This is a genomic window from Ruegeria sp. N8, from assembly GCF_056531325.1.
The window spans coordinates 26,697-42,499 of sequence record NZ_JBQFLQ010000006.1 but is presented as its reverse complement, the minus strand read 5'-3'; the positions used below and the strand labels follow the sequence as shown (position 1 = coordinate 42,499).

At 59.0% G+C, this 15,803-nt stretch carries 14 protein-coding genes; 11 read left to right on the top strand and 3 right to left on the bottom strand.

Going from position 1 to position 15,803, the window contains the following annotated elements; all coding sequences use genetic code 11:
• Positions 1 to 5: 5 nt before the first annotated feature.
• From ACR0C5_RS12840 to ACR0C5_RS12830, 3 genes are read left to right on the top strand one after another with little or no spacing between them, the layout of a single operon-like run.
• Positions 6 to 1,091: a microcin C ABC transporter permease YejB gene (locus ACR0C5_RS12840; protein ID WP_170774684.1), complete on the top strand. Its 1,086-nt coding sequence runs from the start codon at positions 6 to 8 to the stop codon at positions 1,089 to 1,091.
• Positions 1,092 to 2,198 (top strand): ABC transporter permease, encoded by a 1,107-nt coding sequence (locus ACR0C5_RS12835; protein ID WP_480877099.1) that lies wholly within the window; start codon positions 1,092 to 1,094, stop codon positions 2,196 to 2,198.
• The gene (locus ACR0C5_RS12830) at positions 2,195 to 3,772 is read left to right on the top strand and encodes an ABC transporter ATP-binding protein (RefSeq protein ID WP_480877096.1); all 1,578 of its coding nucleotides are present in this window, start codon (positions 2,195 to 2,197) and stop codon (positions 3,770 to 3,772) included. The genes ACR0C5_RS12835 and ACR0C5_RS12830 overlap by 4 nt, the downstream gene beginning before the upstream one ends.
• A 19-nt stretch (positions 3,773 to 3,791) precedes the next feature.
• Here ACR0C5_RS12830 and ACR0C5_RS12825 read toward each other — a convergent pair whose 3' ends face one another.
• Both ACR0C5_RS12825 and hemN read right to left on the bottom strand, forming a co-directional pair.
• A complete protein-coding gene (locus ACR0C5_RS12825) occupies positions 3,792 to 5,720 on the bottom strand; it encodes an elongation factor G (protein WP_480877093.1) in 1,929 nt (642 codons plus the stop codon).
• A gap of 205 nt (positions 5,721 to 5,925) precedes the next feature.
• Positions 5,926 to 7,281 carry an oxygen-independent coproporphyrinogen III oxidase gene (gene hemN / locus ACR0C5_RS12820; RefSeq protein WP_170774676.1) on the bottom strand — a complete coding sequence of 452 codons (1,356 nt, stop codon included), beginning with the start codon at positions 7,279 to 7,281 and terminating at the stop codon, positions 5,926 to 5,928.
• Between the two features lie 61 nt (positions 7,282 to 7,342).
• Here hemN and fnrL point away from each other — a divergent pair, with 61 nt between their 5' ends.
• Positions 7,343 to 8,086 (top strand): transcriptional regulator FnrL, encoded by a 744-nt coding sequence (gene fnrL, locus ACR0C5_RS12815; RefSeq protein ID WP_170774674.1) that lies wholly within the window; start codon positions 7,343 to 7,345, stop codon positions 8,084 to 8,086.
• A gap of 6 nt (positions 8,087 to 8,092) precedes the next feature.
• Here the strand turns inward: fnrL and ACR0C5_RS12810 are convergent, their stop codons facing one another.
• Entirely contained in the window at positions 8,093 to 8,932 is an 840-nt protein-coding gene (locus ACR0C5_RS12810; protein ID WP_480877089.1) for a universal stress protein, read from the bottom strand.
• Positions 8,933 to 9,128: 196 nt separating this feature from the next.
• Here ACR0C5_RS12810 and ccoN point away from each other — a divergent pair, with 196 nt between their 5' ends.
• From ccoN to ACR0C5_RS12775, 7 genes are all read left to right on the top strand, one after another.
• Positions 9,129 to 10,736, top strand: coding sequence for a cytochrome-c oxidase, cbb3-type subunit I (gene ccoN / locus ACR0C5_RS12805; RefSeq protein WP_170774670.1), 1,608 nt, complete (start codon positions 9,129 to 9,131; stop codon positions 10,734 to 10,736).
• 14 nt (positions 10,737 to 10,750) lie between these two features.
• Positions 10,751 to 11,479, top strand: coding sequence for a cytochrome-c oxidase, cbb3-type subunit II (gene ccoO, locus ACR0C5_RS12800; RefSeq protein WP_170774668.1), 729 nt, complete (start codon positions 10,751 to 10,753; stop codon positions 11,477 to 11,479).
• Between the two features lie 10 nt (positions 11,480 to 11,489).
• Positions 11,490 to 11,675, top strand: coding sequence for a cbb3-type cytochrome c oxidase subunit 3 (locus ACR0C5_RS12795; protein ID WP_170774667.1), 186 nt, complete (start codon positions 11,490 to 11,492; stop codon positions 11,673 to 11,675).
• Complete coding sequence (gene ccoP / locus ACR0C5_RS12790; RefSeq protein ID WP_480877085.1) at positions 11,672 to 12,535, top strand: cytochrome-c oxidase, cbb3-type subunit III; 864 nt, start codon at positions 11,672 to 11,674, stop codon at positions 12,533 to 12,535. The genes ACR0C5_RS12795 and ccoP overlap by 4 nt, the downstream gene beginning before the upstream one ends.
• A 403-nt stretch (positions 12,536 to 12,938) precedes the next feature.
• Positions 12,939 to 13,814 (top strand): LysR family transcriptional regulator, encoded by an 876-nt coding sequence (locus ACR0C5_RS12785; protein ID WP_170774662.1) that lies wholly within the window; start codon positions 12,939 to 12,941, stop codon positions 13,812 to 13,814.
• 99 nt (positions 13,815 to 13,913) lie between these two features.
• Entirely contained in the window at positions 13,914 to 15,341 is a 1,428-nt protein-coding gene (gene ccoG / locus ACR0C5_RS12780; RefSeq protein WP_170774660.1) for a cytochrome c oxidase accessory protein CcoG, read from the top strand.
• Between the two features lie 2 nt (positions 15,342 to 15,343).
• On the top strand, positions 15,344 to 15,802 hold the full coding sequence (locus tag ACR0C5_RS12775; protein WP_170774659.1) for a FixH family protein: 459 nt from the start codon (positions 15,344 to 15,346) through the stop codon (positions 15,800 to 15,802).
• Position 15,803: the final 1 nt, after the last annotated feature.

Below are 15,803 nucleotides of genomic sequence, written 5' to 3'. Positions count from 1 at the left end.
CCCTCATGGGAGCATATATTCTAAGACGTCTGTTGCTGGTCATCCCCACTTTGCTTGGGATTATGATCGTCAACTTTACGCTGGTTCAGTTCGTTCCGGGCGGCCCGATTGAACAGATTATCGCCCAGATGGAAGGTGGGGGTGATGTGTTCGAAGGCATTGCCGGCGGCGGCAGCGATATCGAGCAGCAAACCGGCGGCGCGAATGACCGCTATATCGGTGCGCGTGGGTTGCCGCCCGAGTTCATTGAAGAGTTGGAAAAAGAATTCGGATTCGACAAACCTCCGGTCGAGCGGTTTCTGGACATGATGGGCAACTATCTGACGCTGGATTTCGGCGAGAGCTATTTCCGGTCGATCAGCGTGATTGATCTGGTGCTGGAGAAAATGCCGGTGTCGATCTCGTTGGGGCTGTGGTCAACGTTGATTGCTTATCTGGTGTCGATCCCGTTGGGAATTCGCAAGGCGATGAAGGATGGTTCGACCTTTGATACCTGGACCAGCGGGGCAATCATCGTGGCCTATGCCATCCCCGGTTTCCTGTTTGCGATCTTGTTGCTGGTGCTGTTTGCCGGTGGCTCCTACTGGCAGATTTTCCCGCTGCGGGGGCTGACCTCGGACAATTGGGATGACCTCAGCGCGGTGGGCAAGGTGCTGGATTATTTCTGGCATATCGCTTTGCCGATCATTGCTCTGACAATCTCTGCCTTTGCGACGTTGACTTTGCTGACCAAGAACTCGTTCCTGGACGAGATCAAAAAGCAATATGTGATGACCGCCCGCGCCAAGGGCCTGAACGAGCGCAGGGTGCTCTATGGTCACGTGTTCCGTAACGCGATGCTGATCGTGATTGCGGGTTTCCCGGCAGTGTTCATTGGCGTGTTCTTTGGTGGGTCAATCATTATCGAGACGATCTTCTCGCTGGACGGTCTGGGCCGTCTGGGATTCGAGGCCGCAGTGGCGCGCGACTATCCGGTGATCTTTGGGACACTGTTCATCTTTGGTCTGATGGGGCTGGTTGTCGGCATCATCAGCGACCTGATGTATGTGCTGGTCGACCCGCGCATCGATTTCGAAAAGCGGGAGGGGTAAATGGCACTGTCCCCACTCAACCAGCGCCGCTGGCGCAATTTCCGCCGAAACGGACGGGCCTTCTGGTCGCTGATCATCTTCTCGGTGCTGTTCGGCCTGTCGTTGTTTGCCGAATTCATTGCCAATGACAAACCCATTCTGGTGAACTACCGGGGTGAGTATTTCACGCCGATCTTCAACTTCTATCCCGAAACGGCCTTTGGCGGCGACTTCCAGACCGAGGCGATCTATCGCGACCCCGAGGTTCAGTGTCTGATCGACAGCGGCGGGATCGAAGATTGCTTTGACGATCCCGAAGGCATCATTGAACAAATTCAGGCCGGAACATACGAGGCCGAAGGGTTCGAGCGTGGCTGGGCTATCTGGCCGATGATCCCCTATTCCTTCAACACCAGCGTGGATCGCCCCGGCGCGGCTCCGCTGCCGCCCAACGGGCAGAACCTGCTGGGCACGGATGACACCAAGCGCGATGTGCTGGCACGGGTGATTTACGGGTTCCGCCTGTCGATCCTGTTCACACTGATGGTCACCGGCGCGGCCAGCATCATAGGCATTTTTGCGGGGGCCATTCAGGGCTTCTTTGGTGGCTGGCTCGACCTGATTTTCCAACGCGTGATCGAGATCTGGTCGGCCACGCCCTCACTTTACGTGATCATCATCATGTTTGCCATTCTGGGCCGAAGTTTCTGGCTACTGGTGGCGCTGATGATTCTGTTCAGTTGGACCGGCCTTGTTGGCGTCGTTCGTGCTGAATTCCTGCGGGCGCGCAACCTTGAATATGTGCGGGCGGCGCGGGCGCTGGGTGTGGGCAACATGACCATCATGTTCCGCCATATGCTGCCCAACGCGATGGTAGCCACGCTGACCTTCATGCCCTTCATCGTCACAGGTACGATTGCCGGGTTGGCCTCGCTGGACTTTCTGGGGTTTGGCCTGCCGTCCTCGGCTCCGTCGCTGGGTGAGCTGACTTTGCAAGCGAAACAGAACCTGCAAGCGCCGTGGTTGGCTTTCACCGCGTTTTTCACCTTTGCCATCATGCTGTCGCTGCTGGTCTTCATCTTTGAAGGCGTGCGGGATGCGTTTGATCCCAGAAAGACCTTCTCATGAGCCTTTTGGATGTGAAAAACCTCAAGGTCTCGTTCAAGCAGGACGGGCAGGTCTCTGATGCGGTCAAAGGCGTGTCGTTCACCGTGGATCGCGGGGAAACGGTTGCACTGGTGGGCGAATCCGGCTCGGGGAAGTCGGTGACCGCGCTCAGCACCGTGTCGCTGTTGGGCGACAGCGCGATTGTCGAAGGCTCGGTCACCTATGACGGGGATGAGATGATCGGCGCCGTGCCAGCCAAGCTGATGGATGTGCGCGGCAACGATATCAGCTTTATCTTCCAAGAGCCGATGACCTCGCTGAACCCGTTGCACACGATCCAAAAACAGATGGCGGAATCGCTTGCGCTGCATCAGGGCGTCACAGGGGACGCCGCGCGCGAACGGATTGTCGAGCTGCTGACGAAGGTTGGCATCCGCGACCCGCGCGAGCGTTTGGACAGCTACCCGCACCAACTGTCCGGCGGACAACGTCAGCGGGTCATGATCGCCATGGCGCTGGCCAACAAACCCGACATCCTGATCGCGGATGAGCCCACAACAGCGCTAGATGTGACCATTCAGGCGCAAATCCTGGAACTGCTGGCCGAATTGCAGAAATCCGAGAATATGGGGATGCTGTTCATCACCCATGACCTTGGTATCGTGCGCCGCATCGCTGACCGGGTTTGCGTGATGAAGGATGGCGAGATCGTGGAGTCCGGCGAGACATCCGAGATCTTCGATAACCCGCAGCATCCCTATACGCGCAAATTGCTGGCCGCCGAACCTTCGGGTCATCCCGATCCTGTGGCGACTGACGCCGAAGAGGTCGCGCGCACTGATCACCTGAAGGTTTGGTTCCCGATTCAGCGCGGCTTGCTGAAACGAACCGTGGGTCACGTGAAGGCCGTGAACGACGCCACGCTCAGCGTGCGGGCGGGTGAGACGCTGGGCATCGTGGGCGAAAGCGGCTCGGGCAAGACGACATTGGCACTGGCGATCATGCGGCTGATCGCGTCCGAGGGTGGGATCACCTTCCGCGATCAGGACGTGCGCCGCTGGTCCACGCGCGAGTTGCGACGGCTGCGCAAAGATATGCAGATCGTGTTTCAGGATCCGTTCGGCAGCCTAAGCCCGCGTATGACCTGCATGCAGATCATTGCCGAGGGGTTGGCGATCCACAACGTCGACCCGCACCGCGCGCCCCGTGATCTGGTGGCCGAAGTGATGACCGAGGTGGGTCTCGACCCTGCCGCGATGGACCGTTATCCGCATGAGTTTTCGGGCGGGCAACGTCAGCGCATTGCCATTGCCCGCGCGATGATCCTGCGGCCCAAGCTGCTGGTTCTGGATGAACCGACCAGCGCGCTGGACATGACAGTGCAGGTGCAGATCGTCGATCTGCTGCGCGATCTACAGCGCAAATACGGGCTGGCCTATCTGTTCATCAGCCACGACCTAAAGGTTGTGCGCGCCATGTCGCATAACGTGATCGTCATGCGCAACGGCGACGTGGTCGAGATGGGCGCGGCTGAAGACCTGTTTGAGAATGCTCAGACAGAGTATACCCGCGAACTGATTGCGGCAGCGGGCTGAAAACAGCCCGCGCCATGTGTCAGGCGTTGGCTGTTTCCCTGACCGCTGCTTTTGGAACCGGGCCGCGTAATTCTTCATAGTGATCAAAGCTCAGCTTGACCCATCCTGTGCCACGCGTGGCGCTGGCAAGGCTCCGGTGCAACTCGTCCTGCGCCACCGCGGGAAGCTGGGCGTTGAAAATCTCCCAGCCCGAAGCGTTGGGATTGCCCTCGAACCCAAGAACCTGCCCCTGTAGCGAGCTGATTGTGGGCACCAGGTCGCCGACGAAATCCGATGGCAGGTGTATCTCGGCGTTCAAGATGGGTTGCAGCACCACGGGTTTGGCCTGTGGCAGCGCCTCACGCACTGCGTTCTTGCCCGCTGTACGAAACGCATAGTCAGAACTGTCCACATTATGATGTTTACCGTCGTTGAGCGTGACTTTGACATCGACAACAGGGAAGCCCTCGGGCCCCTGCACCAGCGCGTCTTTCGCACCATGCTCGACCGAGGGGATGTAGTTGCGCGGAACCGCGCCGCCTTTGACCACCTCTTCAAACTGGAACCCCGTGCCACGCGGCATCGGAGCGATTGAGATCACCACATCGGCAAACTGCCCCGCCCCGCCGGATTGCTTACGGTGGCGGTGGCGATGTTCGACGGGCGCACGGATGGTCTCGCGATAGGCGGTCTCGACCGGGTCGGCTTCGATCTCGATACCGAAATCCTCGGCCAGTTTCGCCGTCACGCGGCGCATGTGCTGCGGACCTTGCGAGCCCAGTACCGAATGACCGCTCAGCTCATCCTGATCCAGATGCAGACCGGGGTCGATCTCGACCAGCCGCGCCAATGCGTTGGACAGGCGCACATCGTCCCGCTCATGCGATGGTGAGACGACCTGACGATGCGCGGCCGGGTGGGACCAGGCCCATTCCGGCAGGGCGGTTGCGCCTTTGCTGTCATAGATATTACCGGGATTCAGATGGTCGGATTTCACCGCCAATCCGATTTGTCCAGCCTCCAGCGTGGCGATCTGGGTTTTGGCATCCAGCGTCGTCAGGTTGCCGACGGTTTCGCCGCCCAACGCTTCGTGGGCCTTGACGCCGTCACCAAGCCCGCGCAGCACGATGATCTTGCCGATATGCTTTTTCACATCAGCAAACCCGGCAATGGCGCGCGCGTTTTCGGCAGCCTCGTCCCGGTCGGCGGCGATGTTGAACTCGGGCGCTTCGTGCCGCAGGGCCTTCATCAGCCGGGTCAGGCCGTTGCCGTGGCTGGCGGCCCCCAAACAGGCGGGGATCAGTTGGTGGTTTTGCAAGACCTGTGCCGCCAGATCGTAAACCTCGCCACTGGGGGGCTGTTTGTCCTCGATCAGTTGCTCCAGCAAATGATCGTCAAAGTCCGACAGCGTTTCCAACAGTTCGGTCCGCGCCTCTTGTTCACGATCTTCAACGGATTGCGGCAGCTCGATCAGGGCCGAGGGTTGGCCTTCCTGATACTTCCACGCCCGCTCCGAGATCAGATCGACCGCACCGACAATCGTGTCGCCTTCGCGGATGGGTACCTGTCGCAAGGCGATGTGGTGTGTGCAATAGGTCTGCAGTGCCGAGATGATATCGCGGATGCGGCCATTGGGGCTGTCCATGCGGTTGATGAACAGAAAACAAGGAATGCCTGCCTCTTCGACAAGGCGCAGATAGGGCGCACACAGGACGGCTGCATCCGGGTCGGGTGGGACGACAACCACCGCTGCGTCCGAAATGGCCATGGCGGGGCCGACATAGCCCAGATTGTCGCCGCCTCCGTCGACGTCGATGGCACACCATGGCTCGTCCAAGTAAGAAAAACCGTGCACATGCACGGTTCCGGATACGTCGAATGTGGTGGGCCGCCCGTCGAGGCGGCTGATGGCCTCGACCAGAGTGGTTTTGCCCGATTGGCTGGGGCCGAGGACGGTGAAAACGCGCATGAGTGCTGTCCCTCTTTCAGGTTGCAGAAATACCTGCACGAAAAGGGCTGTCCGGCGCGGACGCGTCGGCAAGAACTGTCTGCGAATTCACCTGCCTCAGGGTGCGATACGCACAGCCCAAGTGTGGAGAAAACCAGGGGCCTGCGTCAAGCCCCTGTGCGGGTATGCATGGGCAGGCCCGCGTAGGGACCCACCGGGAAAGGGGTCAGATCGCCGAACTGTGCCCGGCCTTGCTGAGGTCATAGGCATCAAAGCTGCGGGCAATCATTCGGGTCAGAGGGCGCGCTTCGGGCGGGATGAACAGCCCGTCTTCGGTAATGGTGAGCAAATTGTCGAAGGCGGCATTGGCCGACTGATACATCTGGTTCAGCTCACTGGCCGAGATGTCGTGGTCGCGCAGAATCTCCGCCGAATTGATCTTGAAATCGCACATCAGCGCTTCGATCAGGCGTGATCTCAGAATGTCCTGCCCCTTGAACAGGTGCCCGCGCGAGGTCGAGAACCGCCCTTCGCGGATCGCCTTGGTATGCGCCGACGTGGCCGGAGCGTTCTGGGCATAGCCCTGCGGAAAGCGCGAAATCGAGCTGGCGCCGACACCGATCAGAACCTCGGCCTGATCATCGGTATAGCCCTGGAAGTTCCGCTTCAGCTTCCCGGTCTTCAGGGCGCGGGTCAGACCGTCTTCCTGAGTGGCAAAGTGATCGATGCCGATTTCGGCGTAATTGTCCCACATGAACAGGCGGCGGGCGGTGTCGAACAGGTCCAGACGCTGTTCAGGCGTAGGCAGCGCATCGGACGGGATCATCTGCTGCCGCTTGGCCATCCACGGCACATGGGCGTAGCCATACAGCGCAACCCGGTCGGGGTTGAGCGACAGCAGCTTCTGTACGCTTTCCGTCATCCGCGTTTTGGTCTGATGCGGCAGACCATAGAGGATATCGGCGTTCAGACTATGGATGCCCCGTTCGCGGATCATCTCGGCCGCTTTGCGTGTTGTGTCATAGCTTTGGATGCGACCGATGGTCTTTTGGATTTCATCATCGAAGTCCTGAACCCCAATCGACGCACGGTTCATGCCCGCCTCTGCCAGGGCATCCAGTCGGGCCTCGTCAATCTCGTTCGGGTCGATCTCGACCGAGAACTCGGCATCAGGGCCAAGTGGGACCACGTCGAGAATGTGGGCGGCCAGATCGCGCATCAGGTCGGGGTTCAGCAAGGTGGGCGTGCCGCCACCCCAATGCAGCCGCGACAGGGTCACGCCCTCGGGCAGGCGCGCGGCCAGCAGGTCCAGCTCGGCCTTGAGGACATCCACGTAGGCGATGACCGGATTGTCGGTTTGGGTGCCTTGCGTCCGGCAGGCGCAGAACCAGCACAGTCTGCGGCAGAATGGAACATGGATATACAACGAGATCGAACTTCCGGGTTTGATGCCGGAAATCCAGTCGCCATAAAGGCTTGACCCTACGTCGTTGCTGAAGTGCGGGGCAGTGGGATAGCTTGTATAACGCGGGACTTTCGCGTCAAATAGTCCAAGCTGTGCCAGTTGTGGTTTAACTATCATGACGGTACCGTTAGAGGACGCCACGAACAGATGCTTTGATAGAGATCAAGTGGAAGCGCGCATGACACCCACATTCAAGATCGACCATACGAACTGTGCAGACTGCCCGATCCGCCACCGGGCCGTGTGTGCGCATTGTGACGCGGATGAGCTGGAAGAGCTTGAAGGCATTAAATATTATCGCAGTTTCGAAGCCGGGCAGACGATCATATGGTCTGGTGATCAGATGAACTTTGTAGGCTCGGTCGTGTCTGGAATTGCGTCTCTGACGCAAACAATGGAAGACGGTCGTACCCAGATGGTCGGTCTTTTGTTGCCTAGCGACTTCGTCGGCCGTCCGGGGCGCGATTCGGCCCCGTATGACGTTCAGGCGACCACAGATCTGGTCATGTGCTGCTTTCGAAAGAAGCCCTTCGAAGAGTTGATGAACACGACTCCGCATATCGCGCACAGGTTGTTGCAGATGACTCTGGACGAGTTGGACGCCGCCCGCGAATGGATGCTGGTTCTCGGTCGAAAGACCGCCCGCGAAAAGATTGCGAGCCTGTTGTCCATCATCGCCCGCAGGGATGCCTCGGTCGGTCAAAGAGGTAGCGATGGCCCCATCGTATTCGATCTGCCCCTCACGCGTGAGGCGATGTCGGACTATCTCGGCCTGACTCTGGAAACGGTCAGCCGCCAGATTTCGGCGCTTAAGAAGGATGAGGTTATCCTGCTGGAAGGCAAGCGCCACGTGACGATTCCCGATATGGGACGCCTGATGGAAGAGGCCGGGGACGATTCGGATGGCGGCTTCCTAGTGTAACCGGCGCTAATGCGCCAGAAACACCGGTACTGAAGATTGTTCCAACATGTTCCGCGTCGCACCGCCCAGAATGGCTTCGCGGAACCGCGAATGGCCATAGGCGCCCATTACGATCATGTTGGCTTCGGTGTCCGAAGCGTGACGGTTCAGGATATCCGAAACCCGCGTCATGGTTTTGCTGAGAACGTCAATCTCGCATCGCACCCCGTGACGGGCCAGCATCTGTGATAGCATCCCGCCGGGGTCAGAACGATCCGGCCCATGGCGGGGCGGGTCGATCACCACGATCCTCACCAGATCGGCCTGTTTCAGAAATGGCAGGGCTCGACGGATAGCGCGCATGGCCTCTACGCTTTCGTTCCAGCCGATCAGAATCGTTCCAGGGCGGCTGAAAGGCTGCGCTTTGTCGGGGACGATCAGAACCGGGGCGTGACCTTCGAACATCGCAGCCTCGACAATTGGTTCTGCTTCGGCGCCGCGGTCCTCGCCATAGGGCTGTGGCAGAATCACCAGATCGGAAAACCGGGCGCGATGCGCCACGTGGCGCCCAAGATCGGCGATCTGGGCCACACCGTTTTCGGCAGACCAGCGCGTGCCGGATTTGGATAGGAAGGCCTTTGCATAATCCAGCACTTCCTCGGCCTCGGCATTGGCCCGGCTCAGCGTTTCTTGCAGGATCAGCGCATTGGCTCCTGCATAGTAGTAACCCGTCTGGCTGCGATCCACGCCAAGGCATAATGCCTCGACATGTGAGTCCTGCGCTTCGGCCAGCGCTACCATCTGCCCCAGTGCCGCATCTGAGGGTTTGGTTTCTGTCATCACGGTGAGAAGTGATTTGTAAGCCATCTTGACCTCTTGCCTACGGGGCGGGGCAAACTGCGACGTTCCAGCCCATTCGTTTCTGAAGCATAGTCACAATATCTGCCGACTCGTCTTGACACAGATCAAAGCAGTTAGAACCGCTGTGGTAGAAAACAGCAGCCAGTCAAAAAGGTCTCGCGACACATAAAGAATCGCGCGGGGCATGGCAAAGGGACGCAATATGTCAAATTATATCAAGCTGATCGTGCTTGGTGTGATTGCGGTATTCGCCGCGATCGCAACCAATTACGCACGCGATTTGGCGTATCAGGTGCACGCAATTCTGGTGATGTTGATCGCCGGTGGTTTGTTCATCTGGACGCTTAGAAACACGGATGAGCCAGAAACGTTCGTTGATCGCTCGGGTGAATACATGGATGGCGTGATCCGCTATGGCGTTATCGCAACCGCCTTTTGGGGGGTAATCGGGTTCCTGGCGGGGACCTTTATTGCGTTCCAGCTGGCCTTTCCTGCGCTCAACTTCGAATGGGCACAGGGCTATTTGAACTTTGGCCGTTTGCGTCCGCTGCACACCTCGGCGGTGATTTTTGCTTTTGGCGGCAACGCGCTGCTGGCGACCTCGTTCTATGTGGTGCAGCGTACAAGCGCCGCGCGCTTGTGGGGCGGAAACCTGGCGTGGTTCGTGTTCTGGGGCTATCAGCTGTTCATCGTTCTGGCCGCGACCGGCTATGTTCTGGGTGGCACACAGTCCAAGGAATACGCCGAGCCCGAATGGTATGTTGACCTGTGGCTGACCATCGTTTGGGTCGCCTATCTGGCCGTTTACCTGGGCACGATCATCAAGCGGAAAGAGCCTCATATCTACGTCGCCAACTGGTTCTACCTGGCCTTCATCGTCACCGTTGCGATGCTGCATGTGGTCAATAACCTGACCATCCCTGTCAGCATCTGGGGCTCGAAATCGGTCATCGTCTGGTCGGGCGTACAAGATGCCATGATCCAGTGGTGGTACGGCCACAACGCTGTGGGCTTTTTCCTGACTGCAGGTTTCCTGGGCATGATGTATTACTTCATCCCGAAACAGGCCGAGCGTCCGGTCTTTTCATACAAGCTGTCGATCATCCACTTCTGGGCGCTGATCTTCCTGTATATCTGGGCTGGTCCGCACCACCTGCACTATACCGCGTTGCCTGACTGGGCCTCGACGCTGGGCATGGTGTTCTCGGTCGTGCTGTGGATGCCTTCGTGGGGTGGTATGATCAACGGTCTGATGACCCTTTCGGGCGCATGGGACAAGCTGCGTACGGACCCTGTGATCCGCATGATGGTCATCTCGGTCGGTTTCTACGGCATGTCCACCTTTGAAGGCCCGATGATGTCGATCCGTGCCGTGAATTCGCTGTCTCACTACACCGACTGGACCATCGGCCACGTGCACTCTGGCGCGTTGGGCTGGAACGGTATGATCACCTTTGGTGCGCTCTACTATCTGGTGCCTGTCCTGTGGAAGCGTGAGCGTCTGTATTCGCTGCAGATGGTCAGCTGGCACTTCTGGCTCGCCACGATCGGCATCGTGCTCTACGCCGCGTCGATGTGGGTCACCGGTATTATGGAAGGCCTGATGTGGCGCGAAGTGGATGCCAACGGCTTCCTAGTGAACTCGTTCGCTGACACCGTGGCAGCCAAGTTCCCGATGTATGTGGTGCGTGCTCTGGGTGGCGTGATGTTCGTCGCTGGTGCCGTAATCATGTGCTACAACCTGTGGATGACTGTGCGGAAGGCACCGGCCAAAGAGGCCAGCCTGACCGTCGCGGTCCCGGCTGAATAAGGAGGGCCGGAGCAATGGCAATTCTCGACAAACATAAGATCCTCGAGACCAACGCGACCCTCCTGCTGGTGTTCAGCTTTCTGGTCGTGACCATTGGTGGCATCGTTCAAATCGCCCCGCTGTTCTACCTTGAGAACACCATCGAGAAGGTGGAGGGCATGCGCCCTTACACCCCTCTCGAGATGGCGGGCCGTGAGGTTTATCTGCGCGAAGGCTGCTATGTCTGCCACAGCCAGATGATCCGCCCCATGCGGGATGAGGTCGAACGGTACGGTCACTACTCGCTGGCGGCTGAGTCGATGTACGACCACCCGTTCCAGTGGGGCTCCAAGCGGACCGGTCCTGATCTGGCCCGCGTGGGCGGTCGCTATTCGGACCAGTGGCATGTGGACCACCTGCGTGATCCGCAGTCGGTTGTGCCGGAATCGGTTATGCCGAAATACGGCTTCCTCGAGCATCGCAAGCTGGACGGCAAGTATATCGGTGACATCATGAAAGCGAACGCCGTTGTCGGCACGCCTTACACCGAAGAGATGCTGGCCAATGCCGAAGCCGACTTCCGTGCGCAGGCCGATCCGGACAGCGACTATGACGGGCTGCTGGAACGCTATGGCGACAAGGTCAGCGTGCGCAATTTCGACGGTCAGCCAGAGCTGACCGAAGCGGATGCGTTGGTGGCTTATCTTCAGATGCTGGGCACGCTGGTTGATTTCTCGACCTTCACCCCGGACGCAAGTCGTTAAGGAGGGCGTTATGGAAGAATACACACTCCTCAGACAGTTCGCGGATAGCTGGATGCTTTTGCTGCTGTTCTCGGTCTTTGTCGGCATCATCATCTGGGTTTTCCGCCCCGGTGCCAGCAAGGAATACAAGGACACCGCCAACATCCCCTTCCGGCATCAAGATAAACCCGCCGAATCCAAGGAGGCGCGGCCATGAGCAAGACACCTGATAAACAGCCAGGCGATCCGAATACCACGGGTCACAGCTGGGACGGTATCGAAGAATTCGACAATCCGATGCCCCGCTGGTGGCTGTGGACCTTCTACGCCTGTATCTTCTGGGGCGTGATCTACACGATCATGTATCCAGCATGGCCGCTGGTTCAGTCGGCAACCGCAGGCGTCACTGGCTGGTCCTCGCGCGGGGAAGTGCAGCAGGATATTGTATCCTTCGAAGAAGCCAACGCGCCCTGGAACGCACGTCTGGTGGAAACCCCGCTGGAAGAGATTTCGGCCGATGCCGAGTTGCAGCAATACGCTGTGAACTCAGGCGGTGCCGTGTTCCGCACCTGGTGTGCGCAATGCCACGGCTCGGGAGCGCAGGGTGCTCCGGGTTTCCCGAACCTGCTGGATGACGCATGGCTGTGGGGCGGTTTACTTGAGGATATCGAGTTCACAATCGCCCATGGCATCCGGAACGAAGAAAGCGACGATGCGCGCTATTCCGAGATGCCGGCCTTTGGTGAGCTGCTTGAGAAAGAAGAGATTGCTCAGGTGGTTCAATACGTGATGTCGCTGACGAATGCCCAAAGCGATGATGCGGCGGCGCAGGCTGGCAAGGTTGTGTTCGAAGACAATTGCGCGGCTTGCCATGGCGAAGACGGCACTGGCGATGTCTTTCAAGGTGCGCCGAACCTGACCGACGCGATCTGGCTCTATGGCGGCAGCCAAGAGGCGCTGACCGAGACGGTGACTTACAGCCGGTTTGGCGTGATGCCCGCTTGGGAAAACCGCCTGACCGATGCGCAGATCCGCGCTGTCACGGCTTACGTCCACCAGTTGGGCGGCGGCCAGTAAGGCCAAAAGAATACCTTCGGACGGTTCGCCGCCCGAAGGTTGCAGCACCGGCTGTTCCATCTGTTCGCGCGTTTCCAGAACAGCCGGTGCTATTTCCCTACCGTAGAGTTCCGCCCATGACGGGTCCAGAACTTGGGTAAAGCGATCACAGATCGTTCAGATCGACATCGCGGAGCGGTTCTTTCCACCAATGACTGTCCGGCAACTACTCCTTCCTGGACTGGTTTGGCTTGGGCGCATCCCGGATGACCGGGGCATCGACGCGGGTTGCGGTCAGAAAAGTTCGTGCAAAAACGGTGAACATTGTCAGCCTCCTATACGCTGCGATCATGGGTTAAAGATTGACCTTTGGGCTTTGAAATGCGACTCAAATGAAACTCTAACGTGTAAGTTTGAATTGCATATGGATTGGCTATCTCTGCCCCCTTTGGCGGCCCTAAGGGCCTTTTCTGCCTTCGCCGAGCGGCGCAATGTGGTTGCAGCTGGTGCGGCGCTTAATGTCAGTCACGCTGCCATCAGTCAGCAATTACGCGCGCTTGAGAAACATCTGGGCGTGGCCCTGCTGGACCGGACCGGTAAATCCATGACCCTGACACCGGAAGGCGAGGAGCTGGCCCGCGCCCTGCATCTGGGCTTTGGCGCGATTGGCACGGCCATCGCTGATCTGACCAAGGCCCGGCAGGGGCGGCCCGTGCATGTGTCTTTGACCTCATCCTTCGCGGCATCCTGGCTAATGCCGCGCCTGCCTACGTTTCAGGCCAAATACCCGGATATCCATCTTGCGCTAGACCCTTCGCCCAAGCTGGTTAGCCTTACACCCGGTGGGGTGGATGTGGCCATACGCTATGGCGCGGGCGACTGGCCGGGTGTCAGCGCCGAGATGCTGCAACCCAGCCCCATGGTCATCGTCGCCGCACCTTCACTGCTGGATGGCAAGACCGACTGGACCGCGAAGGAGCTGAGCCAGTTACCTTGGCTTGAGGAATTCGGAACGACCGAGGCAACCACATGGCTGGCCCGGCAAGGTGTTGATCACGGACCGGGCGCCGGGCGCATCGCGCTGCCGGGCAACCTGCTGCTGGATGGGGTGCGCGCGGGGCAGGGCGTGACCGTGACCGCGCGGCATTTTGTCGAAGGCGACATATCATCCGGTCGTATCGTCGAACTGTTTCAGGAACCCGGCGACTTTGGTTATCATATCGTTCTGGGCGATGCGCCCCTGCGTCCTGCCGTAAAGACCTTTGTCGCGTGGCTTAGGCGTCAGGCGCGCGACCTGTGACAAAAGGTGTCTGTACGATGCGCTTTTGACCCATGTCAAAGTGCCGGGTGGTGTGATCTGGGACAAGGCGCAGAATAGAAGTGAGTCTGGAGCCAGCCCGTGAGCGATTCCGATCCCGCCCCTAGCCTTTACGCCGCACGAGAGCCGATTTTCCCCCGGCGCGTGTCCGGTCCGTTTCGCAATCTGAAATGGATCATCATGGCAGTGACGCTGGGTATCTACTACATCACTCCGTGGATCAGATGGGACCGTGGCCCCAGCCTGCCGGATCAGGCGGTGTTGCTGGATCTGGCCAACCGTCGCTTTTACTTCTTCTGGATCGAGATCTGGCCGCACGAGTTTTATTTCGTTGCCGGCCTGTTGATCATGGCTGGGCTGGGCCTGTTCCTGTTCACCTCGGCCTTGGGGCGTGTGTGGTGTGGCTATGCCTGTCCGCAGACGGTGTGGACTGATCTCTATATTCTCGTCGAACGCTGGATCGAAGGCGACCGCAACGCCCGCCTACGTCTGCACCGACAAGAAAAGCTGGATATGCGAAAGGCACGGTTGCGCCTGACGAAATGGACCGCCTGGTTCCTGATCGGTTTGGCAACCGGCGGTGCCTGGGTGTTCTATTTCGCCGACGCGCCCACATTGCTGCGTGATCTGGTGACGGGCAATGCGCACCCTGTGGCCTACACAACCATGCTGATCCTGACCGGCACCACCTTCCTGTTTGGTGGTTTCGCGCGGGAACAGATTTGCATCTATGCTTGCCCGTGGCCCCGCATTCAGGCGGCGATGATGGACGAGGATACTCTGGTCGTCGGCTACCGCGAATGGCGGGGCGAGCCGCGCGGCAAGGGCAAACGCACGGCGGATTCTGAGTTGGGCGATTGCATCGATTGCATGGCCTGCGTGAACGTCTGCCCCGTGGGCATCGACATCCGCGACGGGCAGCAGTTGGAGTGCATTACCTGTGCGCTCTGTATCGACGCTTGTGACGACATGATGGCCAAGATCGGCAAGCCTCGTGGTCTGATCGACTACATGGCGCTGAGTGACGAGACCCGCGAACGGGCGGGTGAGACCCCCAAGAATGTCTGGAAACACATTCTGCGGCCCCGCACGATCATGTATACGGCCATGTGGGCGGCGGTTGGTTTTGCGCTGCTTTTTGCGCTGTTCATCCGCTCGGATATCGACCTGACCGTCGCACCTGTGCGCAACCCGACCTTCGTGACCCTCTCAGATGGCACAATCCGCAACACCTATGACGTGCGTCTGCGCAACAAACATGGTGAGGAACGCCCGTTCAAGCTGACCCTGGCAGGCGACCCGGCCTTGCAAATCCAGATCGAGGGCATCGACGGAGACACTGTCAATGTCACCGCAGATACGGCACAATTGACCCGTGTCTACGTGGTGACCGCAGGTGATACCGGCCCTGCTGCTGCGGATGTGACGCCTGTGCGCATCTGGGTCGAGGATCTGGAAAGCGGCGAACGCGCCTATAAGGACACCACGTTTAACGGACGGGGGAACTGAGCATGGCTGAACGTCAATTCACCGGAAAACACGCGCTGGCCGTGTTTGTCGCGGCCTTTGGTGTGATCATCGCCGTCAATCTGGTGCTGGCATACAGCGCGGTGAAAACCTTTCCGGGGCTAGAGGTCAAAAACTCTTACGTCGCGAGCCAAGAGTTCAACGAGCGTTTGCAGGAACAACAAGCCCTTGGATGGTTCATCCGGGCCGAGGTTTCGGGCGGATTGCTGGTTCTGCACATCACCGATCAAACCGGCGCTCCGGTCGAAGTGGCCGAGTTGCAGGCCGTGGTTGGCCGCGCCACCCATGTTAAAGAAGATTTCGCCCCTGATTTCACCTTTGACGGTACTGCCTATGCAACCCCTGCGGCGCTGGGCAAGGGCAACTGGAACATCCGTCTGGTCGCCAAGGACCACAGCGGAGCGGAATTCGCGCAGCGCGTGCCGCTTTATGTGAAAGGGTAGG